This is a genomic window from Vibrio sp. 1727 (assembly GCF_033344415.1).
Classification (GTDB): Bacteria; Pseudomonadota; Gammaproteobacteria; order Enterobacterales; family Vibrionaceae; genus Vibrio; species Vibrio alginolyticus.
This window is the reverse complement of the sequence record NZ_JAWPOT010000013.1, coordinates 11,846-36,529: the sequence shown is the minus strand read 5'-3', so window position 1 is coordinate 36,529 and position 24,684 is coordinate 11,846. Positions and strand designations below refer to the sequence as shown.

Genomic DNA, 24,684 nt, shown 5'->3' with positions numbered 1-24,684 from the left:
TGTCGTATGTTTAAGCGTTTTTTTCTGGCGTTAGCTTTTCTCGTAATGGCGGTATTGGTTGGCTTCCAGGTTATTTTCACCGTACCAGATCAGCCGCAAATTATTACTCAAACAGGTACCGAGCTGACACAAGATATCAGGTGCATCGAATTTAGCGATTCAAAAGCTCTCGATCATGACGGCAAAATCAATGTGCTTGTCTGGAATATCTACAAACAGAACCGGGCTAATTGGCAACGTGCACTCGATGAGTTTTCTGCTGATAAGCAGTTACTGTTATTGCAAGAAGCCAGCATGACACCATCATTTAAACAGTGGTTGGTGGATGGTCGCTGGGTTAGTAATCAAGTGAGTGCTTTTAAGGCGCTGGGTAGCGGTGCCGGTGTAATTAGTATTGCTCAAGGGCAACCAGAAAAAGCCTGCGCTTACACCTCTAAAGAGCCGTGGCTTCGCTTACCTAAGTCTGCATTATATAGCCAGTATCACTTGAGTAATGGCGAGAAACTCGCAGTGGTGAATGTACATGCGATTAACTTCACCGTGGGTACAAAAGAGTATGTATCGCAGTTAACGGCGCTTGAAATGCTTTTAAAGCATCATGTGGGGCCAATTCTATTTGCTGGAGACTTCAATAGCTGGAGTGAATCTCGCGTTAATGCGATGAGGCAGGCCTTAAAGGCTGCGGACTTACAAGAGGTGACGTTCTTGCCGGATCATCGAGTCCAATTTATAACAGGGTTACCACTGGACCATGTGTTTTACCGAGGTCTGACGCTTAAGTACGCAAAAGCGCCGCAGAGCGACGCTTCCGATCATAACCCATTGTTATTGTCATTTACGTTAAATAACTAGCTTAGGTTACCACAATATAAAGTGCCCAAATAACGTAGAAGAATACCCATGGCAGGCTTGCTATCACCAAAGCTTGGCCACGTTCAAACTCCGTCCACGTCAGTACAACGCCGTAGCCGAGCACAATGTACCAAGGCAGAAGCAAAGGTAACGAGCTAGCGAAATGAGACCATTCGTTAGTAAGAGGCAGCTTTAATAGACCATTGAGGCTATTTAAATCGGCAGCGTAAGTCATTACCTGACCATGCTTGAGTAGCAAGCTCGCGTAGCTTGCTACATCGCCCAATACTGCTGGGAATAAGATAGCACACGATGCGGCAAACCATTTCCAGTAACCGTATTGTTGTTTGCTTGCCTTTGTTGCAAGAAAGAACCAAAGCGCGAGCAATAGTAAGGTGGCAAAGCGGTTGAATACATCATTGATGATCGCGCTTGCCATTAGCGTGTTTGGTTCTAATAGCTCAATCTGCTTCGGGTCGATTTGCTGAAATTGCGCAGCAAGTTGGTCACTGAGCCACGTGAAATCGACATTCGAAAAGTAAGCACCCCAGAATAAAAACGGACTAAGCATCAGGAAGATGAACGGTTGCCATCCCCATCCACCGCGTTGATAAAGCGCAAGAAAACAAGATGTTGGAGAACGAAAAATGTCCAACAGCATCACAAGTGGATTGCTTGATGGGTTCATACACTTACCTTCGTTACGTCAACGTACAACTTAAGCTTTTGACCTGGTTGTAAGTATTTTTTCTTGTGTAGCGAGTTCCATTTCACGATGTCGTTCGTTTTTACTTTGAACTTGCTTGCAATGCCGCTAATGGTGTCGCCAGAGCGAACGTTGTAGAAAACGGTACGGATCACAGAACCTTTGTCTGAGTCTTTCCAAATCACTAGCTTTTGACCCACACGCAATGGATCTTTAGGGCCCATACCATTCCATTTAGCTAACGATTTATACGACACTTTATTGTTACGTGCGATTGACCACAAACTTTCTCCAGACTGAACGACATGGGTGAGCTTGAGTTGACCACGAGCACGAGATTGAGTCTTGTTTAATCGGTTTTGTGCCGTTAATGCATATTTTGCATCGTCTTTTGTTGATGTCGGAATCAATAGGTATTGACCAATACGAATGTTGTTATTCGATAGGCCGTTGGCACGTCGAATGACTTTCGTGGTTGTGCCGTATTTATTAGCTAGCACGCTTAAAGAGTCACCAGATTTCACCTTGTAGCGAGCGACCTTCATCCCTTTACCGCGATTTTTCTCCACCTTGGTGAGAAAAGTCTCTTTTTTCTCTACGGGAATCAAAAGTTGGTGCGGCCCCTCAGGCGCTGTCGACCACTGGTTGTATGCTGGGTTGTAACTCTGCAACTCTTTTACGCTAATGCCGGCATAATCTGCGGCAATAGCCAGATCTAACTGCTCTTCTGGATCAACAAGCGTTAGAACAGGCTTGTTTGGAATTGCAGGAATATTAAGTCCGTACTTGTCTTGGTTTGCGATAACGTCAGCCAAGGCCAATAGCTTAGGAACGTAACTGCTGGTCTCTTTTGGTAAGTCTAATGAGAAGAAATCGATAGGTTTACCGAGCTTTTTATTCTTACGAATTGCGCTAGAAACTCGGCCTCCACCGCTGTTATAAGCGGCGATTGCATGTTCCCAGTTACCATCAAAACGCTCGTTTAGTTGTACTAGGTAGTCCAGCGCTGCATCCGTTGCTGCTGCCACATCTCTGCGACCGTCATACCAGTAGTTTTGCTCTAATCCCATCATTTTTCCGGTGCCTGGGACAAATTGCCACAACCCAGCCGCGCTACCATGTGAGTAGGCAAAGGCATCGAATGAACTTTCCACTACAGGAAGTAATGCAAGCTCCATTGGGAGTCCGCGCTCTTCGATACGTTTTGTGATCATGTATAGAAAAGGAGTCGCACGCTTAGATACCGTGTAAAGGTGATTTGGGTGCTTTAAATACCACGTACGGTAGTAGTCCACTTTCTTGTGGTTTGGGATATCCATGTCCAGCTGCATGGCGATACGTTGCCACACATCTTCTTGTTCTTGGGGGGAGAGAACTTTAGGCGCGTCGTTAGCGGATTTTTTTGCTAGTGACGATTTATTGCCCGGTTGAGCTTTTACTGCATTTTGCTTTGCAGTCTGCTCAGATTTATTGGTTTCTGGTGTAGAAGACGTTGAATCTGACTGAGTCAATTGACAGCCAGATAATAACAACGCCAACGCCCAAGTATACTTCAAACGCATGGATTCAGCCTATTTAGGGCCTGTTTATCTTCACCTGCCTGTCGCGCAACGTAATGTGCGTGGCAGTCGCAAGATAATAGACATCTTTTAAACACTAACTAATTTATAGAGGCAAAGAGCTTCTAATTATGCAATGGGGAGAAATTCAAATAGATTTATATCAACCCCAAACGTAAGAGAAGCGCCAGTGGCGCTTCTCGAAAAATCAGTCCCTGATAATACTGGGGTCTTGCAAACTTACAAGCAGAAAATGGTTAAAATTCGTTCTTCCACTCGCGTAAAGCAGTAAAAACCGAGCATGGATCGCTATTTTTAATGCGACTAGCAACAGATTGAACCACGTCAGGGTTAGAGGTTCGCAAGAACGGATTAATCCACTTTTCTTTGCGTATTGTTGTTGGAAGTGTCGGAATGTTGAGTGCTCGCAGTCGGTTTACATCGTCGCGATATTGGCGAAGTTGCTCATTGTCAGGTTCAACCGCTAGAGCAAACGCCACGTTACTCGCGGTGTATTCATGCGCGCAGAAGACTTGAGTTTCTTCTGGTAGAGACGTTAGTTTGCTCAGTGATTCAAACATTTGCTCAGGCGTACCTTCAAAAATACGACCGCAGCCAGCAGAAAAGAGCACATCACCGCAAAACAGTTTTCCGTCCCCAACGTAACCGATATGGCCCAAAGTATGGCCGGGTAACCCAAGTACTAAGAAAATCTCACCAAACAACTCCAGCTTGTCGCCTTCTTCCATTGGTGTCGTTAGGGTTGGAATTGGCTCTGATTTTGGGCCCACAACGGCGACGTCAGGAAATGCACGCACTAAGTCTGGAACGCCACCAATGTGATCGTTGTGGTGGTGCGTAATTAAAATCGCTTCTAAAGTTAATTCGTTAGCCTGCAGAAATTCTAATACTGGCTTCGCATCGCCCGGATCAACGACTGCGCAGCGCTTATCGCTATTTTGTATCAGCCAGATGTAATTATCATTAAATGCGGGTATGCTTTTGATCTCTAACACGATTCGTTCTCCGTCACCCATTTTAGTCAGGTGGTTAATGAAACCAGCACTCAGCAACAAAACTATACCACACCCGTCGACTTGGTCAGCAATGAACAACGGTCCGTGGGTGCTTGAGTCAATCCAGACCCGACTTGATGAATGGTGCCCGAAACTCTTCGGCTACCATATGCTCAAACTGGGCGGGTTGAGCTGTGAGCTAACCAGCTGTAATTGTAACATTCAACACCAAGTCAACGTAGATATCCAGAACCCGTTGCATAATGTGATTGCAGATGGTTACGAATTACCCTTTTTGGAAAAAAGCTTTGATGTTGTGATACTCGCTCATCAGCTCGACTATGCAAGCGATCCACACCGTTTGTTGCGTGAAGTCGATAGAGTGATGATGGATGATGGCTATGTAATTATTACTGGATTCAACCCATTAAGCTTGACTGGATTAGCGAGTTTGCTTCCATGGCGTAAACATAATTTGCCTTGGAGTGGACGAATGTTTACGTCGAACCGCATCAAAGATTGGTTAGGGTTACTTAATTATCAAGTGATTCATTGTGATCGTTATGCGCTGTTTCCGATGAAACGTTACCGTACGATGTGGACATGGTTGGAAAATAGTCTTGGTGATTGGGCATCACCCGCTGGGAGTTTGTATTACATAGTCGCGCGGAAACGGACATACCCTCTCAAGCCTATCAAACCGCATTGGCGCTTGAAGAAAAAGCTCACACCACTTGGGGTGATGAATCGAGAGGGTAACACTATGAGGAAAGAATCTCGCTAAGAGGGTTGGTAACCTGTATCTTCCTCAGTTGGGTTTTCTGCAGCAGTACGGGCTAGCTCATCACACATTTCGTTCTCACGATGGCCTGCGTGGCCTTTTACCCAATGCCATTCAACTTGATGGCGTGCGGTTTCTTTGTCTAGAGCTTGCCATAAATCGGCATTCTTCACGGGTTTTTTATCCGCTGTTTTCCAACCACGCTTCTTCCAGTTATGGATCCACTGAGTAATACCTTGGCGCACATATTGGCTGTCAGTCGTTAAAGTGACTTTGCAAGGTTGTTTTAACGTCTGCAGCGCGACGACAGCCGCCAACATTTCCATGCGGTTGTTGGTAGTTAACGTATAGCCTTTGGAAAGTGTCTTTTCTACGTCTTTGTAACGCAATACTATGCCGTAACCACCTGGTCCTGGGTTACCTAAACAAGAACCGTCAGTGAAAATCTCAACGTGTTTGGTCATATTTTTTGGTACTATTAGCCGAAACATTTAATAAAGCATAGTCTGACATACATAACCTTATGAATACCAGCAGCAATTCTGAATATAACCGCATTGTCGTTCTCGATACCGAAACCACAGGTATGAACCGCGAGGGTGGTCCTCACTACATGGGACACCGCATTATTGAAGTCGGTGCCGTGGAGATCATCAACCGTAAGCTGACTGGTCGTCACTTCCACGTTTATTTAAAACCCGATCGTGAAATCCAACCAGAAGCGGTTGAAGTTCACGGTATTACGGATGAATTCTTGGTTGATAAACCGGAATACGCGAGCGTGCACCAAGAGTTTCTTGAGTTTATTAAAGGCGCAGAACTTGTTGCCCACAACGCGCCCTTCGATACCGGCTTTATGGATTACGAGTTTGGCATGCTCGATCCTAACATCGGCAAAACGGACGACTACTGCAAGGTGACCGACACCCTTGCTATGGCGAAGAAAATCTTCCCTGGTAAGCGAAACAACCTTGATATCTTATGTGAACGTTACGGTATTGATAACTCGCACCGTACTCTCCACGGAGCTTTGCTCGATGCGGAGATTCTAGCCGACGTTTACCTCTTTATGACGGGTGGTCAAACGAGTCTAGAATTTAACGCGAATAAACAAGAGGGTGGAGTAGAAACCATTCGTCGTATTGAAGGAAGAAAAGCGCTAAAGGTTTTGCGCGCAAGTGCCGATGAACTAGAAGCTCACCAAAAAAGATTAGAGTTGGTGAACGACTGTATTTGGCATCAATAGGAGAAGCTATGTTGAGGGCTTTGTTGGTCGCGTTTTTAGCGATATGGAGTAGTCTCTCGAGTGCTGCGAGTGAATCTACAATGTCTTTGTTAGACAATCGCTTTCGAGTTGATCCAACCATCGAGCAGATCACGTTTTTGGTTTATCGTGAGCAAAGTTCTCAGCCAGTTGTTTTAGTCCGTCCTGACGGTAAAAAATACTATGCTTGGGGCTCTTACGACAATGTACGTTGGTATCAAGAAGCCTCACTCGATATTATTTCCGTTGATAACCCTATGCCAGGTCCATGGCAGGCTGTGGGGAAAGTTACGCCTAAAAATAACATCCGCTTAATTTCTCACCTAAAGCTCAGTACGGATCTGTTCCCAAACCGATTATATAATGGGGAAGCGCTTAAGTTTACAGCTCGCCTGACCTCCGACGGCAAACCTCTTGTACTGCGCGACTTCCTTGATCGCGTGAATCTGCGCGTGACATTTACCAAGTTTGTCGAAAATGAAGATGAGCTGATCAAAGAAGCACGTCCAGTGCCGATGGTTGTGGGTGAGTTTTCTGATGACGGCCGAGGCTTGGATGAAAAAGCAGGGGATGGTGTGTTTACGGTTCAGCTCCCAATAGACGTTGAGCCTGGTAAGTACCGCGCGCGCATCACGTCTGGCAATGGCGTATTCTTACGAGCGCAAGAACAAGTCATCTTGGTTTATCCGAACCCAATCTCTCGTACTTTTATTCAGGCTCGTAATTCCGATAAGCCACACCAATTAGTGGTGAGTGGCGAGCAAGGTATGATTGCACCAGGCTCTATAGCAGTCACAGTGAAAAAGGACGCTCCCGATGGTTTCATTAGTTACAGCCAAGGACAGGTCTCTAAAGATGGAATGAGAGTTACGTTGAACCTCAATAACGATTCTGAACTTGGTAAGTACGCCTGGCGCGGCGAGATCTTTGCCACTGATTTTGCAACCCAGCGCTCGTTGGCGTTTCCTATCCCAGAGCAAACCTTCAGTGTTGTTGATGAAGTTGATCTAGAAGCTGCTCGAATTGCAAAAGAAGCTGAATTAGCCGAGCAGCGTCGTATTGAAATGGAAAAGCAAATTATCGCTGAGCGGGAGGCTGAGCGTAAGCGCAGCATGATTATTATCGCGGTGGGTAATGTGATAATGCTGCTGATTGTGATCATTGCATGGATAGTCTGGCGCAAAATTAAAGCGAAGCGCGATGCCATGCCAGAGATGCAATTAGAAGTACCAAAGAAATAGTAGTAACACACACATAAAGCGAGAAACGGAGCCAATCGGCTCCGTTTTTTTCAGTTTAAGTTTGAGACAGAGTTTGATGTTTCTCATGGTCATTAATCATTTTATTTTAAAGTAACACCATGATTTAACGTTGATTAATCATAATAAAGCTCGCATGATACTGTTTACGTTTCGACTTGATTTTAGTGCGTATAGACGGAGTGAGTTATGACAATTGGAGAGTTAGGACTAGAACATTTACCACGACAAAAGGCCTTGGTTGAGTCAGCTTATGATGCCTTTTATTCTGAAAAAGACGTTGTTGCCGCGGTATTGCTTGGCTCCTTGTCATCAGGACAAGGTGACCGTATTTCGGACGCTGATGCTGTTGTATTTACTCAAAACAACTTCCATAAAGCCTCAGCGCCTTGCTTTACCCAGTTTGAAGCTAATAAAGACATTTTTTATCGCCTTGAGGGAGAGCACAACGAAAATGCGTGTTTCAAAAAATACATTTTTAATGACCTAACCAGTGCAGAGATTCATTGTTTAGATCTCTGTGACCCCTTCAAACTTTCTAAGCCATTTAAGACTTTATTTGATAAAGCTGATGTGATTGCGGGCATGGTTACTGATGAACCTGCGCCAAAGCATGAAGAGTTCCCAGTTTATACCAGTGGTGATCAAGGCCTGATCTGGGAACTCTTTGATTGTATTAAGTGGTTGAGCAGAGATAACCATGAGCTTGCTAAGTCCTACTTGAAAAAACTCTCTAAGAAACTCTAATTTGAGAGTCATCTCCGTTCCTCCCACTGAAGTTAGCTAGGCGGTTAGGTTATGAAATACAAAAAGCGTCAGAAGTATAAATACACTCTCCATTCTGAAGAAAAGATTGAGACTCACATTTCAGTGAGTCAGGCGTATGACAGCCCTTTTCTTAGTTTGTCCAAACAAGGCGTGTTAACGATTAAAAAGGGCTATGCATGGGATGGAGCGAGTGGGCCAGCGTTAGACACAAAAAACATTATGAAAGCTTCTTTAGTGCATGATGCTCTTTACCAACTCATGAGGGAAGAGGTGTTGCCACAAAGTGCTCGAAAGCATGCGGATACGTTGTTGAGAGAAACATGTTTAGAAAAAGGAATGTCTAGCTTCAGAGCAACTTATATCTATTATGGCGTCAGAGTTGTCGGCGGGTTCTTTTCTAGACCCGATACTTTGTGTGCTTAATGGGAACATCTTTCCAACGTTTAACTGTTTATTTATACAGTTTAGTTATGTAAGCTCCAAGGTGATACAAAGGAGTAGTACATAATGACAATAAGATATGAAGAGCATGTGCCAAGCCCGAAAGAATACTGTGATATGCGTATCAAAGCCGGGCTATCACCCAAATCGTTGAAAGCTGCTGAAGTTGGTCTACCCAATTCGTTATATGGCGTATCTGTTCGGGATGAAGGAAAGCTCATTGCAATGGGTCGGGTTGTTGGTGACGGGGCGTGTAACTTCGAAATTGTCGACGTTGCCGTTGATTCTGATTATCAAGGCAACGGTTTAGGTAGAAAAGTCATGGAATACATCGACGGTTATCTTTCTTCTGTTGCACTTGAAGGCTCTTACGTTTCTATGATTGCTGATGAACCGGTCTTTTACGAAAAGCTTGGTTATAGGCTGGTGGCTCCTAAAAGCCAAGGGATGACAAAAAAGTTTAAGCCAAAGGCGTAACACGTATTCAGCTGTGAAGATAAGCACTAGAAAACAGGAGTTTAATTTCCTGTTTTCTATATTAAATTTCTATTTAAGCCACTTCTGGAATTGGTTTGGGTGGCTGCTCTAAATCAGGCTCTTTTTGAACAGTAGGAATTTGTCCCTCACCCACAGCACTGATGTAACAGCCACTAAGTTTAATGGCAAGGTACATATCAGCTCGCAGTAAGATGCCTCCTTCACTGGTGCTGATACCAGTAAGCTCACACCATTGACGAAGACGTCGTTTCCTTCCTGCGAGGATTAAGCGTACGCCTCTCTTTTTCAAAGTATTGTGAATATCTGCCAGTGTTGCCATCACACTGAGATCCAAGTGAGTAAAGCTCGACACGGCGTCGATGACAACGCAACTTGCGTCTTTGTGATGCTCTGCCTGCTCTAACACTCTACGTTTAAAGTAAGGAGCGTTGAAGTAAGTTAGCGGTGAGTTAAAGCGGTAAATCACCATTCCAGGAATAGGCGAAGCTTTTCCTGAGTCGTCGATGGTCCGAATGGTACCTTTTTCATCCAAGCCAAGTAGCTGATCACTCGGTCGCATGACAATCCGTAAAAATTGAAACAGCCCTAGCAATACCGCCAAAGTGATCCCCGGTATTACACCCACGATCAACACAGAAATAAAAGTAATGATGGCCAGATAAAATGCATCCTTGTCACGAGATTTTAATTTCCAAATTGCTTTAAGATCGAGCAGCGATAGGGACGCAATGATCAATACAACACCAAGTGAAGCGATAGGGATGAACTGCAAAGGCTCGTAAATAAATACCGCAATAATGGCAATGGTGATTGCAGCGACAATCGAAACTAATTGAGATTTACCGCCATTTGCATCATTGACGGCTGTGCGTGAGTCAGCGCCGCTTATCGCGAAACCTTGTGAAAACGCTGAGGCAATGTTGGCAAAACCCAACGCCTGAAACTCTTTATTTGCATCAATATCATAACCGTTTTTAGCCGCGAAACTGCGGGCGGTGAGCATCATGCTAACAAAACTGACAATCGCAAGGTTGAGCGCCGGGACTACTAGTTCACGAACTTCACCTAGCTCAAATTCCGGTGTTTGAAACTGAGGGAAGCCACCTTGAGTGAGTCCGACAACCGATACGCCCATCTCTTGTAAATGGAAAAACCAAACTGACGCAGTAGTTACGAGGATCGCCAGCATGGCAGCAGGCCAAGTTGGTCGGTAGCGTTTGGTGAGCAAATAAACGACAACTGTCACGATACTCAGAGTTACAGTAGGCCAATGAAGATCGGTTAATCGTTGTGGAGCTTCCCATAAACGTTCCAGTAAATAACGTTGCTCGTATTTCAAACCGACTACTTTCGCAAACTGACCAACGATAATTGTGAGAGCAACACCGTTGAGTAGACCCAAAAGAATCGGGCGAGAAAGGAAATCTGCAAATACCCCTAGCTTGAAACGACTTGCCAGTACACACCAAATCCCCGTCATCGCTGTCATGGTCATAACCAACTGCCAATGTTTTGTGGGGTCACCTGCGGCAAGTGGTGTCACAACAGCAGCAATCACTGCACAGGTTGCTGCATCGGGTCCGACAATGAGTTGTCGAGATGTGCCCATCATAGCGTAAACCAACATTGGCAGTACACACGAATACAGACCGACAATTGCGGATACACCAGTTAACTGTGCGTAAGCTATGGCAACTGGCAGTGCAACCGCGACAACAGAAAAGGCGGCTCTAAAGTCGTTAACAAACCATTCTTTTTGATAATGCTTAAGCTGAACAAGCCCTGGGAACCACTGTGCGAGTAATATTTTAGCCAACGGATTTACCATATATGTGAGTGAGTTACTTAAAGTATACACCGCTTAGTTGGAACGTCTGTGAGTTAGTTATCACTGGAAATCGGGGGAAAGATTGGAGTGCGAGGATTTTATTGCGCAGGGGGGCTTTGTAGTGTGAGGTGTTATGAATCCGATTCTGGAAGCAATAAAAAACGGGAGCTGATACTCCCGTTTGTGGTCTCAGATTCTAGAGTTACGCGACACTATCCATCTGAGGGTATAGCGGCTTTGCGGCAAGCAGTTCCGGCTCAAAATCGTCAACGTTGATTGTATCTAGACGATGCTGTTCCGCTTCTCTGAGTAGATCGGCTTCTTCTTGCGTGATAAAGCCTTGCTCTAGCCCTTCCTGAGCAATCATATCCAAACGTAAGAATGGGCGACGCTTACCTTGCGCTTTACATACTTTGTCAAACACAGGTTCAGCTTGAAGAATGACTGACAGCGCAAGCTCAATCTTACCTGCTGCGTTGTGCTCGGTTGGTTCAAGGTATTGACCGCGACCAATGCGTGAGCGCGTTGCACTTGGCGTTTGTAGAATGCGCGCCACTTTACTGTCTAGTTTATCGCTTGGCGCTTTGCGTACACGACCGAATGGCATGATTAACACGCGCAGTGCACGACCAATCACTTTGTTCGGGAAGTTTGCTAAGAATTCGTCTACCGCCACTTCCGCTTGTTTCAAACTGTCTTGTAGACCCCAGTGTACTAATGGTAAATCTTCGACTGGGCGGCTATCTTGCTCAAAACGTTTCAACGTCGCAGAGCTTAAATATAGCTGGCTTAGAATGTCACCAAGACGCGCTGATAGACGCTCTTTACGCTTCAAAGAGCCACCTAGCACTGCCATTGAGATATCCGATAGCAGAGCAAGGTTTGCACTGTAACGGTTCAATTGTTGGTAGTAACGCTTGGTTGCATCCCTGGTTGGTGATGAAGAGCCCAGACCGTCGCTCAAACCAAACCAGATACTGCGCACTAGGTTACTCATTGTAAAGCTCACGTGACCAGCAAGCGCTTTATCAAATTTCTCGACAGCATTACTTGCTTCAGAATACGCCGCGTTCATTTCTTCAAGAACGTACGGATGGCAACGGATTGCGCCTTGGCCAAAGATGATCATTGAGCGTGTTAGAATGTTAGCACCCTCAACCGTTACTGCGATTGGCGCACCTTGGTAACCACGAGCTAGGAAGTTAGAAGGTCCCATACAGATACCTTTACCGCCTACGATGTCCATTGCATCGATGATGCTTTGCTGGCCGCGGTGCGTACAGTGATACTTCACGATAGCTGAGATAACTGAAGGTTTTTCACCTAAGTCGATACCCGCAACGGTTAAGTTGCTTGCTGCATCCATCACGTAAGCATTACCACCCAAGCGTGCTAATGGTTCTTCAACTCCTTCCATATGGCCGATCGGCTGTTTGAACTGACGGCGAATACGTGAGTAAGCACCGGTTGCCATTGCCGCAGTTTTGATGCCACCTGTTGAGTTTGAAGGTAGCGTGATACCACGTCCAACCGACAGACACTCAACCAGCATACGCCAACCTTGGCCCGCCATTTTTTCACCACCGATAATGAAATCGATAGGAACAAAGATGTCTTTACCGCGCGTTGGACCATTTTGGAATGGTACATTGAGCGGGAAGTGTCGGTTACCAATCTCAACACCTTTGACATCAGTTGGGATAAGCGCACAAGTGATGCCAAGATCTTCTTTGTCGCCTAGCAAACCTTCAGGATCGCGAAGTTTAAATGCTAAGCCTAGTACCGTTGCGACTGGCGCTAGGGTGATGTAGCGCTTGTTCCAAGTCAGGCGCATACCCAGTACTTCTTTTCCTTCCCATTCGCCTTTACAGACCACACCGTAATCTGGAATAGATCCAGCGTCAGAACCCGCTTCTGGACTTGTTAGGGCGAAACAAGGGATTTCCTTACCTTCAGCTAGACGCGGTAAGTAATGATTTTTTTGATCTTCAGTACCGTAGTGTTGCAGTAGCTCACCTGGGCCCAAAGAGTTAGGAACACCAACGGTAGACGATAGAACGCCAGAAACACCCGTTAGTTTTTGTAGCACCAAAGATTGCGCGTATGCTGAGAATTCCAGACCACCGTACTTTTTCTTAATGATCATGGCGAAGAACTTATGATCTTTCAGGTATTGCCAAACTTCTGGCGGTAAGTCCGCGAGTTCATGGGTCACTTGGAAATCACTCACCATGGCGCACACTTCATTCACAGGGCCGTCTAAAAAGGCTTGTTCTTCCGCACTTAACTTAGGTGCTTGAATTGCGTGTAGCTTTTGCCACTCTGGTTTGCCTTTAAATAGTTCGGCTTCCCACCAGACGGTACCTGCGTCTAACGCTTCTTTTTCGGTTTGAGACATAGCTGGCAGCACTTTCTTGAAAAGCACTAACGCTTTGCGGCTAATTAAAGACTGACGTACGCCAGGAACCGCGAGCACAGCTGCGGCGAGAACGTAAATAGCCCAACCAATAACGCCGACAGTACCAGCTACTGTAAGAGCCAGCATGGCTGCGGTGAGTAAGCTAATAGATTTCACGAGAGACATGCGGTGGTAGAGCGTAATGCCTAGCACGATCGCCATCGTGATGATTGAGAGCAAGATGTCCATATGTATTTTCCTTTTCAGACTTTATAAGTTTTGTACGTCTGTATGTTAGGTAAGAGGTCTAACCAGTTGGTTTAAGTGTAATCAAAATATTAAGGAAATGTAAAACATAAGATTGGATAAAAAGTGATCTAAGTAGAGTTAAAATTCTAAAGTTGAGATTTGAGTGATGGTTTCATGAGCAAGTTGACAAGTTTATTACCATCACTAATCTAAATCTGTTGGTTCACTATCGACACTAATTCTCGTTTGTGGGTAAACTCAGAGTAATCAAACCCGAGTTCAGGTTTATGAAATGTCCGATACCAAATTGGTATCAGAACAATTTGCTCAGTGAGTCAAGAGCTGACTGAAGCCGAAATAATAAAGAGAACGTCTTATGTACCATGATCTGATTAGAAGTGAATTAAACGAAGCTGCTGAAGTGCTCAACAAATTTTTAAGCGATGACCATAACATTGCGCAAATCGAAGCAGCGGCGAAAATGATTGCTGACTCATTCAAGCAAGATGGTAAAGTATTGTCGTGTGGTAACGGTGGTTCTCACTGTGATTCAATGCACTTTGCCGAAGAGCTAACAGGCCGTTACCGAGAAAATCGTCCTGGCTATGCTGGTATTGCTATTTCAGATCCAAGCCACCTTTCTTGTGTGAGTAATGACTTTGGTTATGACTTCGTGTTTTCACGTTATGTAGAAGCGGTTGGTCGAAAAGGTGACGTACTGTTTGGTCTGTCGACTTCAGGTAACTCAGGTAACATCCTGAAAGCGATAGAAGCAGCACAAGCGAAAGGCATGAAGACGATTGCGCTAACAGGTAAAGATGGCGGCAAAATGGCAGGCCTTGCAGATATTGAAATCCGCGTGCCACACTTTGGTTATGCAGACCGCATTCAGGAAATTCATATTAAGATTATTCATATCATCATTCAGTTGATCGAAAAAGAGATGGAATAATCGTTTACGGCCACCGTTTCGAGCTGTGTTGTTAGGGAGTTTTTTAAACCATGTGTGAATTGCTCGGTATGAGCGCTAATGTTCCAACGGATATTTGTTTCAGTTTTACTGGGCTCATGCAGCGTGGAGGTCGAACCGGCCCACACCGTGACGGATGGGGGATCACCTTCTACGAAGGGAAGGGCTTTCGAACCTTCAAAGATCCCAAGCCAAGTTGTGAGTCTAAAATTGCAGAGTTGGTACAAAATTATCCCATCAAAAGTCGTGCGGTCGTTAGTCATATCCGACAGGCGAATCGTGGTGGTGTTAATTTAGAAAATACTCATCCCTTTACACGTGAGCTGTGGGGTAGGTATTGGACGTTTGCGCATAACGGTCAGCTCTCTGGCTATCAAGACTTGCATACAGGTCGACATCGACCTGTCGGTGAAACAGATAGTGAACTGGCATTTTGCTGGTTATTGAAGCAAATGGAAGATCGATATCCTGAGCCACCAAAGGATATGGAGTCGGTATTCTTATATGTTGCTAAATGTTGTGATGAGCTAAGAGAGAAGGGTGTATTTAACATGCTTCTGAGTGATGGTGAGTATGTAATGACGTATTGCACCAATCATTTGTATTGGATCACAAGACGCGCACCGTTTGGAAAAGCCGCGTTGCTTGATGAAGATGTGGAAATTAACTTCCAAGAAGAAACAACGCCACACGACATCGTTTCTGTGATTGCAACTCAACCTTTGACGGGCAACGAAGCTTGGCAGCGTATGAAACCTGGCGAATACGGCTTGTTTCACCTAGGTGAACTAGTCAAAAATAATGCCTCTGAACTGGTAAATGTGCCGTTTGCGGCGGCTAAGCCGGGCAATCAAGCGCCAACCGAACCGTTAGAGTGATGGTCTCTTACTCTGAATATAAAAAATAAAGCTCGCTTAATCGCGAGCTTTATTTTTATGCGTTTTAAACCGAGGGCGGATACGGATGAGCATTCTTACTTTCTAGAGTGCTGGTAGTAGAGTCCTAGTCTCGCTAAGGCTTGCTGTAAAGACGTAACTGATAGAAATTTCTCATAAAACACCTCGTCAGTCTGAACGGTGAAGAACGAACCAGATTCAGAATCTACTTTCCGAGTGTTATGTTACTCAAGTGGTTATGGGATTTTTTAGAATGTTGGGTTTTAGGTTTCTAGTCTCACTACGGCTTTCTTGAATCAAGTTTATAAGTATTAAAACAACCAAGAGCAGCCCTCAGGCTGCTCTTTTGTGCTTGGAGTTTATTATTCAGGGCTACTCATCTGAGGCGTACCCATGTACGCCAAGCTCTGCGCCATCTAAATAGGCTTTACCATCCTTCATGATCAACCGCTCGTCTACCAGCCACTTAGCCACCATAGGGTAGATTCGGTGCTCCTGCGCCTGAACACGTGCCGCAAGTACACTAGCATCATCGTCTTCGAACACAGGAACTTTTGCTTGCAGTATGACAGGGCCACCATCAAGCTCTTCCGTTACAAAGTGCACACTCGTACCATGTTCTTTGTCGCTAGCATCAATTGCTCTCTGGTGTGTGTGTAGCCCAGGATATTTTGGCAGAAGAGAAGGGTGGATATTGATCATCTTACCCATGTAATGAGAAACAAATGCGCTGCTCAGAATGCGCATGTAACCAGCAAGAATAATCACGTCTGGTTGGTATTCATCTATTTGACTCATTAGCTCTGCATCAAAGCTTTCACGCGATCTGAATGCTTTAGGGTCGACAAAGTGACCGTCCACATCAAACTTTTTTGCACGTTCTAAACCAAAAGCATCTGCTTTGTTAGAGAACACGGCTGCCACTCGTGCGTTTGGCATGCTGTCTTCGCAAGCTTCCAAGATAGCTTGCAGGTTACTTCCGTTACCCGAGATGAGGACCACAATGTTTTTTAGGGTATGGTTTTTCATGATGTCGAGAGCGCCTTGGTATTGTAGGTTGGAGTTATGTAGCTTCTAAACTACCTACTAATAGAATGGTTTTTAGTGTCCTAGATAGCAAAATGAGGACCTAGTCATCTAGTGTCCTCATTCTTCTTATCTTTTGAGCTCGATTTGCAAATTATTGGATTTCAACTTGCTCTTCGTTCGCGTCTGCTTGTGCGATTTGACCAATCACCCACGCGTTTTCGCCTTCTTCTTTAAGAAGAGCAACTGCTGCATCTGCCTGGTCTTTCGGTAGTGCGACGATTAGACCTACACCACAGTTGAATGTGCGGTACATTTCGTGTGTGTCGACGTTGCCTTTCTCTTGTAGCCACTTGAAGATAACTGGCCATTCCCAACTGTTACCATCGATAACTGCTTTCGTGCCTTCAGGCAGTACGCGTGGGATGTTTTCCCAGAAACCACCACCAGTGATATGAGAAATCGCATGGATGTCGTGTTTCTCAATCATCTTAAGTGCTGACTTGATGTAAATTTTTGTTGGTTCCAGTAGGTGCTCACCAATAGTGCGGCCTGCTAGCTCTTCGCTCTTATCTGCACCAGATACTTCTAGGATCTTACGGATAAGGGAGTAACCGTTTGAGTGTGGGCCGCTTGAGCCAACAGCGATAAGTGCATCACCAGCAGCGACTTTCGTGCCGTCAATCACGTCTTCTTTTTCTACTACGCCAACACAGAAACCAGCTACGTCGTAGTCTTCGCCTTCATACATGCCCGGCATCTCCGCAGTTTCGCCACCAATTAGGGCACAACCTGCTTGAACACACCCTTCTGCGATACCTGAAACAACATCCGCTGCGGTATCAACGTCTAGTTTGCCTGTTGCATAGTAATCTAGGAAAAACAGTGGCTCTGCGCCTTGCACGATAAGATCATTTACACACATTGCCACTAGGTCGATGCCGATCGTGTCGTGCTTGTTCATATCCAGTGCTAGGCGAAGTTTGGTGCCAACGCCATCAGTACCAGAAACCAGTACAGGTTGTTTGTATTTAGTTGGCAATTCGCATAGCGCGCCAAAACCACCGATACCACCCATAACTTCAGGGCGACGAGTACGTTTTACCGCACCCTTAATACGATCCACAAGCGCGTTGCCTGCATCAATATCTACACCAGCGTCTTTATAGCTAAGAGAAGAGTTGTTACCACTCACAGGGAAGTCCTCGGTATTAAGTTGGATATGAAAACGGCGCTATTCTAACAGTGCTTAAACATAGATAGCAAACGTTTGCGTCTGTTTTTTTCTTTAGTGATTTATCCTGATATCCCTGTGAAAATCATGTATAATCTGAAGGTTTGTTTAAATATTGCCAACTATAGCCGGAGATGGACATGAAAGTTGTTGAAGTAAAGCACCCTCTAGTAAAACATAAAATTGGTCTAATGAGAGAAGGTGACATCAGCACAAAACGTTTTCGTGAGTTAGCGACTGAGGTCGGTAGCCTACTTACTTACGAAGCAACGTCAGACTTTGAAACAGAAAAAGTGACCATTGATGGTTGGAACGGTCCGGTAGAAGTAGACCAGATTAAAGGTAAAAAAGTAACCGTAGTGCCAATCCTACGTGCAGGTCTAGGCATGATGGATGGAGTTCTTGAGCACATGCCAAGCGCACGTATCAGTGTTGTGGGTATTTACCGTGATGAAGAAACGCTTGAGCCAGTTCCTTACTTCAACAAGCTTGCTTCAAACATCGAGGAGCGTATTGCGCTTGTTGTTGACCCAATGCTTGCAACAGGTGGTTCTATGATTGCTACTATCGATCTCCTAAAAGAGAAAGGTTGTAACCAAATCAAAGTGCTGGTACTTGTTGCTGCACCAGAAGGTATTGAAGCGCTAGAAAAAGCACACCCAGATGTTGAGCTATACACTGCGGCAATCGATGAGAAGCTTAATGACAAAGGCTACATCGTTCCGGGTCTAGGCGATGCAGGTGATAAGATCTTCGGTACTAAGTAATTCTTTGATGTATTACTATGACTGAACAGAAAAAGGCTTGGTGAAAACCAAGCCTTTTTTGTATCTACAAGAGGAGAAGAGTAAGACACGCCACCTAATAAAGCGGCGCAAACGAACTATTTAGCGCTTTCTTCTTCCATTTGTGCGTTATCCACAACGTGGTTTTCACCTAAATCGTTTGGTAGCACAAGGTTAAGAATAATTGCCACGATACCGCATAGGCTCACACCTTGTAGACTGAACTCACCAATACCGAAAGCCATACCACCAATGCCAAACACAAGGGTTACGGCAACAATCACTAGGTTACGAGACTTATGTAAATCAACGTTATTCTTGATCAGTGTGTTGAGGCCTACCGTTGCGATGGAGCCGAACAGCAGAATCATGATGCCGCCCATAACAGGAACTGGAATCGTTTGAAGAACCGCACCTAGCTTACCTACCAATGCAAGTACGATTGCGGTGATTGCTGCCCAAGTCATGATCACAGGGTTAAATGCTTTGGTTAGCATTACCGCTCCTGTTACTTCACTGTAAGTGGTGTTTGGTGGAGCACCCACCATCGAAGCTGCGATAGTTGCCACCCCGTCACCTGCGATTGTGCGGTGAAGGCCTGGTTTTTTCAGGTAGTTTTTACCTGTAACGTTTGAGATAGCAAGCATGTCACCTACGTGCTCAACCGCAGGTGCGATAGCGACAGGAATCATGAACAAAATTGCGTTGATATTGAACTCTGGCGCGGTGAAGTTTGGCATGGCTAGCCAAGCCGCTTGTTCTACGGGAGTGAAATCAACCACACCGTAGAATAGAGAAACAGAGTAACCAGCAAGAATACCACCAACAATAGGAACGAGCTTCAAAAAGCCTTTTGCAAAAACGCTAAGTACAATGGTTGTGAGCAGTGAGACCGCCGAGATAATGATCGCAGCATCACCATTAACTAGCTGTGCTGCTCCATCACCAGTTTTACCTACTGCCATGTTCACTGCTGTTGGGGCAAGGCCAAGGCCGATAACCATGATCACAGGGCCAACGACAACAGGCGGGAGAATTTTATGGATAAATCCAACACCGCGCACTTTGATCATCGCCCCTAGAGCCACATAAACTAAGCCCGCTGCCATCAAGCCGCCCATCGTTGCACCGATACCCCAAGTTTGGATACCGAACATAATAGGAGCAATAAACGCAAAAGAAGAGGCAAGGAAGATGGGAACAGAACGTTTAGTCATTAATTGGAAGAGGAGAGTACCGACACCGGCACCAAAGAGGGCTACGTTTGGATCAAGGCCAGTTAGGAGCGGCACAAGCACCAAAGCACCAAAAGCGACAAAGAGCATTTGAGCGCCTTGTAACGCGTTTTTCATAATAATTCCCTATTTTCAAGATACGCAGACAAATCCGGCGAATACTATCATCCTGCAATCGTTTGCAATGTTGCATAGATCAAACTTTCGATTGAATTTTTCCCATAAATAGCACTTTTGAGAGTTTCTTGCTTGCAAATTGTCCTCTTTTACGTGTCTTGCGTGAAGATGAAAAATGGACAGCCTAACTTGTTGAGATAGCTTAATAAGCAATGAGTTTATTATAAAAAATAGCACTGAAGCGCTGGTTGAGGCCCGAGTTAACAAAGCTGGTCATAATACAGACAATTTACTCAGTACTTACCTTGCTCAAGATTTGATAGTTGCTTATTATTCGGGTTCTTGTTCAGAGGATTATAAAAACTATGCGCTATTTAGCTCTCTTACTGATAGGTTGGTTGTCCCTACCAGTATATGCATTAACTCAGGTGGATATCTATCGTGCCGAAGTGGTTATCGACAGTGAGCAGAACGACGGTGAGTCTTTGGCTCGTCAACAAGGTATGCAGGATGTGATTGTTCGAGCGACCGGTTCTCAATCCTCTTTAAGCAATCCAGTGATTAAAAAGGCACTCAGCTCAAGTGCGCGTTACATTTCTCAACTGAGCTATGGGCAGGTTGATGGAAAAGCGAGCCTAAAAATGTTGTTTAACAACGACCAAATCAGCTCTCTTTTAACACAAGCACAATTGCCATCTTGGTCGCCAAATCGTGCCAATATTTTAGTTTGGATGGTTGAAGAACGGGGTTACGATCGTAACATTGCGTGGGAACATTCTGAATCTTCAAATGTTGCAGCACTTCGTAGCGCAGCGAAATTAAGAGGCCTACCAATCACTATCCCGGTTGGGGATTTTGATGATGTGACCGGTGTTAATGTCTCTGATCTTTGGGGCGGCTTTATTGAGCCAATTGGTCAAGCCAGCCAGCGCTACCCAGCTGACGCCGTTTTGGTTGTACGAGCTCAAGGTGAACAAATTCGTTGGACACTCTACGACCAGTCGCCAACGAGAATTGTAGAAGCGCAACGTTCTCCGCGTAGCGGGTCTGCATCAGGTGCTAATGCTATTGCAGAAATGGTGGATGGCATCGCAGACTACTATGCAAGTAAGAGTGCGGTTGTGGTTTCAGGAAAGTCTTCAAAAGCGCTAGCAGTGAAAGTCCTTAATGTAACCTCTGCAACGGACTTCTTCCGTTTAGAGAATGCGTTAAAACAACTTAATTCGGTTGCGGGTACAGAGATTAAGCGTGTTCAAGGGGACGAGTTAACGCTCAACATCCACCTTTTGGCATCACAACAAGCTTTTGAGAAAGAAGCTTCTTCTATTTCTCAATTAATGGTTTTTGAAGATCCTTTAGGTGAAGTTGATGCCCCAGCTTCAACTCAAGAAGAAGAGCCATTGGTTCAGAGTAATGAAGCAAAAGACGCCGCGACGCCAAAAGAAGCGCAGCCTGAAGTACCAGTAGATATTGTGGCAGAAGCAAGTGACGAAACACAGCCAACTCAGCCGATGATTGTGGAGCCTGTCCGAGAACAGTATGACTTGATCTACGAGTGGCGCTCGGCATCGTAATCGCCTTGGTAGCGTTCCAGGCGTGAAACGCAACAATGTGGTAAGCATAAAAAAGAGTCGCAATAGCGACTCTTTTTGTTTTCTAAATTCGTATTCGAACCAATGATCAGTGATTGACTGCAATTGGCGTTATTTATTGAATTTCGCTTTTTCTTCTTTTTCTACTTGAGAGAGGCGTTTCAACTTAAGACCTAGCTCTTTGCCTCTCGCTCTAGCAAACAAAATATTGCCAGCGAAACCGAGTGAAGTCAGTATCAGTTCCACTGCCGCAAGCCAGCGTTCACCCCCATCCACATAAAGGATGGTCAGCGCATGCAAGAAATACAGCATAAGAACAAAGTTAGCCCAAGCATGAGTGTAAGGCTTACCTGCCAAAATACCAGGCAACGGAAGTAGTAGCGGAATACACCAAGCAATAGCAAGTGTTGTGCTGCTGAGGTGAGGGTGAGGGGATAACGCAAGCTGCCAAATAGCGACCCAAGCTAATAATGCTAAGTTGCCAAATAAAGCCAGGTAACGATAGGTTTTAGCCTGTGTACCGAGTGGTGTTTGGTCTAAAGAGTCAGACATCGATTAACTATCCTTGATTTTACTAACAGACTTTTAGTTTTAACGCTGCAGTTGCCAGCCTTTTGCCTAATTGTTGTGCCAGGCGAATCTCTTCACTGCTTAGGGTTGCCTCATGGCCTACACTGCTGGCGCCATACGGAGTGCCTCCGGACTGCGTAGTGTGTAACTCTGGCTCGGAATAAGGAATGCCCAAAACCATCATCCCGTGATGCAATAAAGGGGTCATCATGCTTTGTAACGTTGTTTCTTGACCACCATGCATCGAGGACGAAGAGGTAAAGACACAAGCAGGCTTATCGATTAAGTCACCACTGACCCATAAAGATGTAGTCTGATCCCAGAAGTGCTTTAAAGGCGCAGCCATGTTGCCAAACCAGACGGGACTGCCAAACGCTAGACCGTCGCACGTTTTCAGTTCCTCTAGAGTAACAATTGGATCAGAAGGGGAGTGTGAGTGAGGTGACAATTCTTCAACTGTACGCAAAATTACTTGGCATTGAGGAGTCGATTCGACTCCTCTTGCTATTTGTCTTGCCAGTTGTTTTGTCGAGCCATGACGGCTGAAATACAAAATAAGGATCTGGCAATCCATTTATAAAATATCCAACACTTGCTCTGGTGGGCGACCAATTTTTGCTTTGCCGTTAGCAACGACAACCGGACGCTCAAACAACTTTGGATTTTTCGCCATTGCTTCGAATAATTGCTCATCGCTGACGGAGTCTTCGCCTAAGCCAAGCTCTTTATATTCACTTTCTTTAGTGCGCATCATTTCACGTACAGATGAAAAGCCAAGCTGGGCGTACAGCGCTTTTAGTTCATCCACGTTAAGTGGTGTGTCTAGGTATTTGACGACTTCCGGTGTAACACCATTTTGCTCAAGCAGTTCAAGTGTTTGACGGCTCTTTGAGCAACGAGGGTTGTGATAAATCACGACTGACATGGTTTTCTCCATTTCGTTATTGTAATGCCATGAATCGATCTCTTTGGATCATGAGTTGGTCGATACGGGCATCGTATCGCGCTTGCTCTAAGCTGCCCAACTTGGCCATTTTACTTGCTTCACTATAATATTGAATCGCTTTATTCCAATTTGCTCGCAATGCCAAAATTTCCGCTCGAGCAGCCAACTCTTCATCGCTACGCCCTAGCGCGTGGTAGCTTTTCGATATTAGGTGCCAGCCATTTGTATCTTCAGGATAGTCATGAGTGTATCTTTGAAGAACTCGCGTGGCTTGATCGTTTTTATTGTCCTCAAGTAGTGCATTGGCATAGTTAATGGTCAATACTTTATTTTGAGGGTTCCGAGATAACGCTTTACGGAGCATCTCGGTCGCTTTTTCTGGCTGCTTCTTCTCGATGTATAAATCCGTCATAGCGTCCAAGTAAAACGGGTTACTTGGGTCTTGTTCCAGTAACTTTTTCAAAATTGGTTCCGCTTGAGATAGGCGTTTATTGTCTAAATGCACGAGTGCTCGACCATAATCAAAAGCAGGTGTAATGTCCGCAGAGGCTTTCTTTTGGGTTCTCTCAAACCAGCTCAGGGCGGCTTGTCCATCAATGCCAGCGTAACGAGCGACAATGCGCGCGCGAGCTAGATGATAGTCTATTGAAGGCACAACACGCATTGGAGGATAGGTTCTTGCTCGCGCACGGCTATCGGTAATTCGATCTTCAGGCAGAGGGTGAGTCAGGAGCATTGGTGGCGGTTTACTCGCATAACGATACTCATCAGCAAGACGGCCAAAAAACCTTGGCATTGCTTGAACATCAAAACCGGCTTTTGCTAGTGTCGAAATACCAAAGCGATCCGCTTCTTTTTCGTTTGCACGAGTGTAGTTGATTTGACTTTGCATGTTGCCCGCGGTTGCTGCTGTAATTGCAGCCATCCCCGCTTCGGGTGAGGCAATTGAAAGCAGTAGTGCCCCCGCAAGTGCGGCTAATGTGGCCGGAGAGCGGCGTGCTTGTTCTTCCATACTCCGAGCAAGATGACGTTGTGTGACGTGCGCTATCTCGTGAGCGACAACAGAGGCCAGCTCACTTTCTGAACGAGCATGAAGAAACAACCCAGAATGCAGCGCTACATAGCCACCAAAAAATGCGAACGCGTTGATATTACGGTCGCGAATCATAAAGAAGTGGAACGGCGTTTTTACATCATTCGCATTGGCCACTAATTTGTGCCCAAGAGAGTCAATATATTCATTGATGACAGGGTCATTAACGATAGGTTTACTGGCTCTGAGCATACGCATATAGGCGTCGCCATAAATCAACTCTTGGTCTATTGAAAGCGTGCCACCAGCAGCTGTGCCAATGTCTGGCAAGTCAATGCTATTGGCATAAGTTGTCGGCGAACTGATGGCAGCAGCAAGACATAAGCAAACTAGCGAGCGAGTGCGTTTTAACATACGTTTAAAAGGTTCTCCAAAATACATAAGCATGTGGTTACAGGTCGAGAGCCTATTAACAGCGCCACATACGTTTTGGTTATCCGTGAGGATATAAGCTAGCAGTAAGACCGGAAATAAATGAATTGGTTTCGTAAATTATTTTATATCCGAGCTATTTCAGCATGTGGTTAAATCATGTCAGAAGTGCTAGCACCAGCTCAAAAAGCCGTTACAATACAACCCTATCATAAGTGCAGAGCAATAC

Annotated in this window: 24 protein-coding genes; 11 read left to right on the top strand and 13 right to left on the bottom strand. The window is 45.2% G+C overall.

The genetic code is table 11. From position 1 onward, the window contains the following. Positions 1–6: 6 nt before the first annotated feature. Positions 7–852 carry an endonuclease/exonuclease/phosphatase family protein gene (locus R8O10_RS13475; protein ID WP_025768251.1) on the top strand — a complete coding sequence of 282 codons (846 nt, stop codon included), beginning with the start codon at positions 7–9 and terminating at the stop codon, positions 850–852. A gap of 1 nt (position 853) precedes the next feature. On the opposite strand, the gene R8O10_RS13470 is transcribed toward R8O10_RS13475, so the two are convergent. From R8O10_RS13470 to gloB, 3 genes are all read right to left on the bottom strand, one after another. Continuing rightward, entirely contained in the window at positions 854–1,540 is a 687-nt protein-coding gene (locus tag R8O10_RS13470) for a YIP1 family protein (RefSeq protein WP_005380375.1), read from the bottom strand. Then, the gene (locus R8O10_RS13465) at positions 1,537–3,120 is read right to left on the bottom strand and encodes a LysM peptidoglycan-binding domain-containing protein (protein WP_017820746.1); all 1,584 of its coding nucleotides are present in this window, start codon (positions 3,118–3,120) and stop codon (positions 1,537–1,539) included. Before R8O10_RS13465 ends, R8O10_RS13470 begins: the two co-directional genes overlap by 4 nt. Positions 3,121–3,374: 254 nt before the next feature. Beyond that, complete coding sequence (gene gloB, locus R8O10_RS13460; protein WP_017636045.1) at positions 3,375–4,133, bottom strand: hydroxyacylglutathione hydrolase; 759 nt, start codon at positions 4,131–4,133, stop codon at positions 3,375–3,377. Positions 4,134–4,170: 37 nt separating this feature from the next. Between gloB and R8O10_RS13455 the strand changes: the two genes are divergently transcribed. Continuing rightward, complete coding sequence (locus tag R8O10_RS13455; protein ID WP_017636046.1) at positions 4,171–4,917, top strand: class I SAM-dependent methyltransferase; 747 nt, start codon at positions 4,171–4,173, stop codon at positions 4,915–4,917. Here the strand turns inward: R8O10_RS13455 and rnhA are convergent. Then, on the bottom strand, positions 4,914–5,378 hold the full coding sequence (gene rnhA, locus R8O10_RS13450; protein WP_005380384.1) for a ribonuclease HI: 465 nt from the start codon (positions 5,376–5,378) through the stop codon (positions 4,914–4,916). The two genes, R8O10_RS13455 and rnhA, sit on opposite strands and share 4 nt — an antisense overlap. A 59-nt stretch (positions 5,379–5,437) precedes the next feature. Between rnhA and dnaQ the strand changes: the two genes are divergently transcribed. The 5 genes from dnaQ to R8O10_RS13425 all read left to right on the top strand — a co-directional run bounded on the left by dnaQ (position 5,438) and on the right by R8O10_RS13425 (position 9,123). Continuing rightward, a complete protein-coding gene (dnaQ, locus tag R8O10_RS13445) occupies positions 5,438–6,160 on the top strand; it encodes a DNA polymerase III subunit epsilon (protein ID WP_318191472.1) in 723 nt (240 codons plus the stop codon). Positions 6,161–6,168: 8 nt separating this feature from the next. Further along, positions 6,169–7,419: a TIGR03503 family protein gene (locus R8O10_RS13440; protein ID WP_176311132.1), complete on the top strand. Its 1,251-nt coding sequence runs from the start codon at positions 6,169–6,171 to the stop codon at positions 7,417–7,419. A gap of 207 nt (positions 7,420–7,626) precedes the next feature. Further along, complete coding sequence (locus tag R8O10_RS13435; RefSeq protein ID WP_238970039.1) at positions 7,627–8,184, top strand: hypothetical protein; 558 nt, start codon at positions 7,627–7,629, stop codon at positions 8,182–8,184. A gap of 51 nt (positions 8,185–8,235) precedes the next feature. Beyond that, positions 8,236–8,628, top strand: a complete 393-nt coding sequence (locus R8O10_RS13430) for a DUF1353 domain-containing protein (RefSeq protein ID WP_137282304.1) — start codon at positions 8,236–8,238, stop codon at positions 8,626–8,628. Between the two features lie 84 nt (positions 8,629–8,712). Next, positions 8,713–9,123 (top strand): GNAT family N-acetyltransferase, encoded by a 411-nt coding sequence (locus R8O10_RS13425; protein ID WP_169628595.1) that lies wholly within the window; start codon positions 8,713–8,715, stop codon positions 9,121–9,123. Between the two features lie 73 nt (positions 9,124–9,196). On the opposite strand, the gene R8O10_RS13420 is transcribed toward R8O10_RS13425, so the two are convergent. Then, positions 9,197–10,972: a SulP family inorganic anion transporter gene (locus tag R8O10_RS13420; RefSeq protein ID WP_005380390.1), complete on the bottom strand. Its 1,776-nt coding sequence runs from the start codon at positions 10,970–10,972 to the stop codon at positions 9,197–9,199. A 202-nt stretch (positions 10,973–11,174) separates the two neighbouring features. Then, positions 11,175–13,619 carry an acyl-CoA dehydrogenase FadE gene (fadE, locus tag R8O10_RS13415; RefSeq protein WP_238970038.1) on the bottom strand — a complete coding sequence of 815 codons (2,445 nt, stop codon included), beginning with the start codon at positions 13,617–13,619 and terminating at the stop codon, positions 11,175–11,177. A gap of 376 nt (positions 13,620–13,995) precedes the next feature. On the opposite strand from fadE, the gene lpcA reads away from it, so the two are divergent. Both lpcA and R8O10_RS13405 read left to right on the top strand, forming a co-directional pair. Then, positions 13,996–14,571 carry a D-sedoheptulose 7-phosphate isomerase gene (gene lpcA, locus R8O10_RS13410; protein WP_005380392.1) on the top strand — a complete coding sequence of 192 codons (576 nt, stop codon included), beginning with the start codon at positions 13,996–13,998 and terminating at the stop codon, positions 14,569–14,571. Positions 14,572–14,621: 50 nt separating this feature from the next. Further along, a complete protein-coding gene (locus R8O10_RS13405) occupies positions 14,622–15,467 on the top strand; it encodes a class II glutamine amidotransferase (protein WP_005380394.1) in 846 nt (281 codons plus the stop codon). A 390-nt stretch (positions 15,468–15,857) separates the two neighbouring features. Here R8O10_RS13405 and purN read toward each other — a convergent pair whose 3' ends face one another. Beyond that, entirely contained in the window at positions 15,858–16,514 is a 657-nt protein-coding gene (purN, locus tag R8O10_RS13400; RefSeq protein WP_053349812.1) for a phosphoribosylglycinamide formyltransferase, read from the bottom strand. Between the two features lie 151 nt (positions 16,515–16,665). Beyond that, the gene (gene purM, locus R8O10_RS13395) at positions 16,666–17,706 is read right to left on the bottom strand and encodes a phosphoribosylformylglycinamidine cyclo-ligase (protein WP_005389861.1); all 1,041 of its coding nucleotides are present in this window, start codon (positions 17,704–17,706) and stop codon (positions 16,666–16,668) included. Between the two features lie 179 nt (positions 17,707–17,885). Here purM and upp point away from each other — a divergent pair, with 179 nt between their 5' ends. Further along, positions 17,886–18,512: a uracil phosphoribosyltransferase gene (upp, locus tag R8O10_RS13390; protein ID WP_005380401.1), complete on the top strand. Its 627-nt coding sequence runs from the start codon at positions 17,886–17,888 to the stop codon at positions 18,510–18,512. A 116-nt stretch (positions 18,513–18,628) separates the two neighbouring features. Here the strand turns inward: upp and R8O10_RS13385 are convergent, their stop codons facing one another. Continuing rightward, on the bottom strand, positions 18,629–19,882 hold the full coding sequence (locus R8O10_RS13385) for a uracil-xanthine permease family protein (RefSeq protein ID WP_005389855.1): 1,254 nt from the start codon (positions 19,880–19,882) through the stop codon (positions 18,629–18,631). A 365-nt stretch (positions 19,883–20,247) separates the two neighbouring features. On the opposite strand from R8O10_RS13385, the gene R8O10_RS13380 reads away from it, so the two are divergent. After that, complete coding sequence (locus R8O10_RS13380; RefSeq protein ID WP_042521428.1) at positions 20,248–21,456, top strand: DUF2066 domain-containing protein; 1,209 nt, start codon at positions 20,248–20,250, stop codon at positions 21,454–21,456. Positions 21,457–21,585: 129 nt separating this feature from the next. On the opposite strand, the gene R8O10_RS13375 is transcribed toward R8O10_RS13380, so the two are convergent. From R8O10_RS13375 to R8O10_RS13360, 4 genes are read right to left on the bottom strand one after another with little or no spacing between them, the layout of a single operon-like run. Next, positions 21,586–22,026 (bottom strand): DUF2069 domain-containing protein, encoded by a 441-nt coding sequence (locus tag R8O10_RS13375; protein ID WP_005380407.1) that lies wholly within the window; start codon positions 22,024–22,026, stop codon positions 21,586–21,588. Between the two features lie 22 nt (positions 22,027–22,048). Continuing rightward, positions 22,049–22,618, bottom strand: a complete 570-nt coding sequence (wrbA, locus tag R8O10_RS13370; RefSeq protein WP_017820823.1) for an NAD(P)H:quinone oxidoreductase — start codon at positions 22,616–22,618, stop codon at positions 22,049–22,051. After that, on the bottom strand, positions 22,619–22,969 hold the full coding sequence (gene arsC / locus R8O10_RS13365) for an arsenate reductase (glutaredoxin) (protein WP_005380410.1): 351 nt from the start codon (positions 22,967–22,969) through the stop codon (positions 22,619–22,621). A 16-nt stretch (positions 22,970–22,985) separates the two neighbouring features. Then, positions 22,986–24,437, bottom strand: coding sequence for a tetratricopeptide repeat protein (locus tag R8O10_RS13360; protein ID WP_005394337.1), 1,452 nt, complete (start codon positions 24,435–24,437; stop codon positions 22,986–22,988). Between the last annotated feature and the right edge of the window lie 247 nt (positions 24,438–24,684).

Excerpts from the sequence above, each read along its gene's own strand:
- R8O10_RS13420 (WP_005380390.1), bottom strand. The coding sequence starts at position 10,972 with ATGGTAAATCCGTTGGCTAAAATATTACTCGCACAGTGGTTCCCAGGG.
- dnaQ (WP_318191472.1), top strand. The coding sequence starts at position 5,438 with ATGAATACCAGCAGCAATTCTGAATATAACCGCATTGTCGTTCTCGAT.
- arsC (WP_005380410.1), bottom strand. The coding sequence starts at position 22,969 with ATGTCAGTCGTGATTTATCACAACCCTCGTTGCTCAAAGAGCCGTCAA.
- R8O10_RS13435 (WP_238970039.1), top strand. The coding sequence starts at position 7,627 with ATGACAATTGGAGAGTTAGGACTAGAACATTTACCACGACAAAAGGCC.
- R8O10_RS13470 (WP_005380375.1), bottom strand. The coding sequence starts at position 1,540 with ATGAACCCATCAAGCAATCCACTTGTGATGCTGTTGGACATTTTTCGT.
- R8O10_RS13425 (WP_169628595.1), top strand. The coding sequence starts at position 8,713 with ATGACAATAAGATATGAAGAGCATGTGCCAAGCCCGAAAGAATACTGT.
- R8O10_RS13385 (WP_005389855.1), bottom strand. The coding sequence starts at position 19,882 with ATGAAAAACGCGTTACAAGGCGCTCAAATGCTCTTTGTCGCTTTTGGT.
- R8O10_RS13455 (WP_017636046.1), top strand. The coding sequence starts at position 4,171 with ATGAAACCAGCACTCAGCAACAAAACTATACCACACCCGTCGACTTGG.
- R8O10_RS13475 (WP_025768251.1), top strand. The coding sequence starts at position 7 with ATGTTTAAGCGTTTTTTTCTGGCGTTAGCTTTTCTCGTAATGGCGGTA.
- R8O10_RS13360 (WP_005394337.1), bottom strand. The coding sequence starts at position 24,437 with ATGTTAAAACGCACTCGCTCGCTAGTTTGCTTATGTCTTGCTGCTGCC.
- wrbA (WP_017820823.1), bottom strand. The coding sequence starts at position 22,618 with ATGGATTGCCAGATCCTTATTTTGTATTTCAGCCGTCATGGCTCGACA.
- R8O10_RS13440 (WP_176311132.1), top strand. The coding sequence starts at position 6,169 with ATGTTGAGGGCTTTGTTGGTCGCGTTTTTAGCGATATGGAGTAGTCTC.
- R8O10_RS13375 (WP_005380407.1), bottom strand. The coding sequence starts at position 22,026 with ATGTCTGACTCTTTAGACCAAACACCACTCGGTACACAGGCTAAAACC.
- fadE (WP_238970038.1), bottom strand. The coding sequence starts at position 13,619 with ATGGACATCTTGCTCTCAATCATCACGATGGCGATCGTGCTAGGCATT.
- rnhA (WP_005380384.1), bottom strand. The coding sequence starts at position 5,378 with ATGACCAAACACGTTGAGATTTTCACTGACGGTTCTTGTTTAGGTAAC.
- R8O10_RS13405 (WP_005380394.1), top strand. The coding sequence starts at position 14,622 with ATGTGTGAATTGCTCGGTATGAGCGCTAATGTTCCAACGGATATTTGT.
- R8O10_RS13465 (WP_017820746.1), bottom strand. The coding sequence starts at position 3,120 with ATGCGTTTGAAGTATACTTGGGCGTTGGCGTTGTTATTATCTGGCTGT.
- R8O10_RS13380 (WP_042521428.1), top strand. The coding sequence starts at position 20,248 with ATGCGCTATTTAGCTCTCTTACTGATAGGTTGGTTGTCCCTACCAGTA.
- R8O10_RS13430 (WP_137282304.1), top strand. The coding sequence starts at position 8,236 with ATGAAATACAAAAAGCGTCAGAAGTATAAATACACTCTCCATTCTGAA.
- upp (WP_005380401.1), top strand. The coding sequence starts at position 17,886 with ATGAAAGTTGTTGAAGTAAAGCACCCTCTAGTAAAACATAAAATTGGT.
- lpcA (WP_005380392.1), top strand. The coding sequence starts at position 13,996 with ATGTACCATGATCTGATTAGAAGTGAATTAAACGAAGCTGCTGAAGTG.
- purN (WP_053349812.1), bottom strand. The coding sequence starts at position 16,514 with ATGAAAAACCATACCCTAAAAAACATTGTGGTCCTCATCTCGGGTAAC.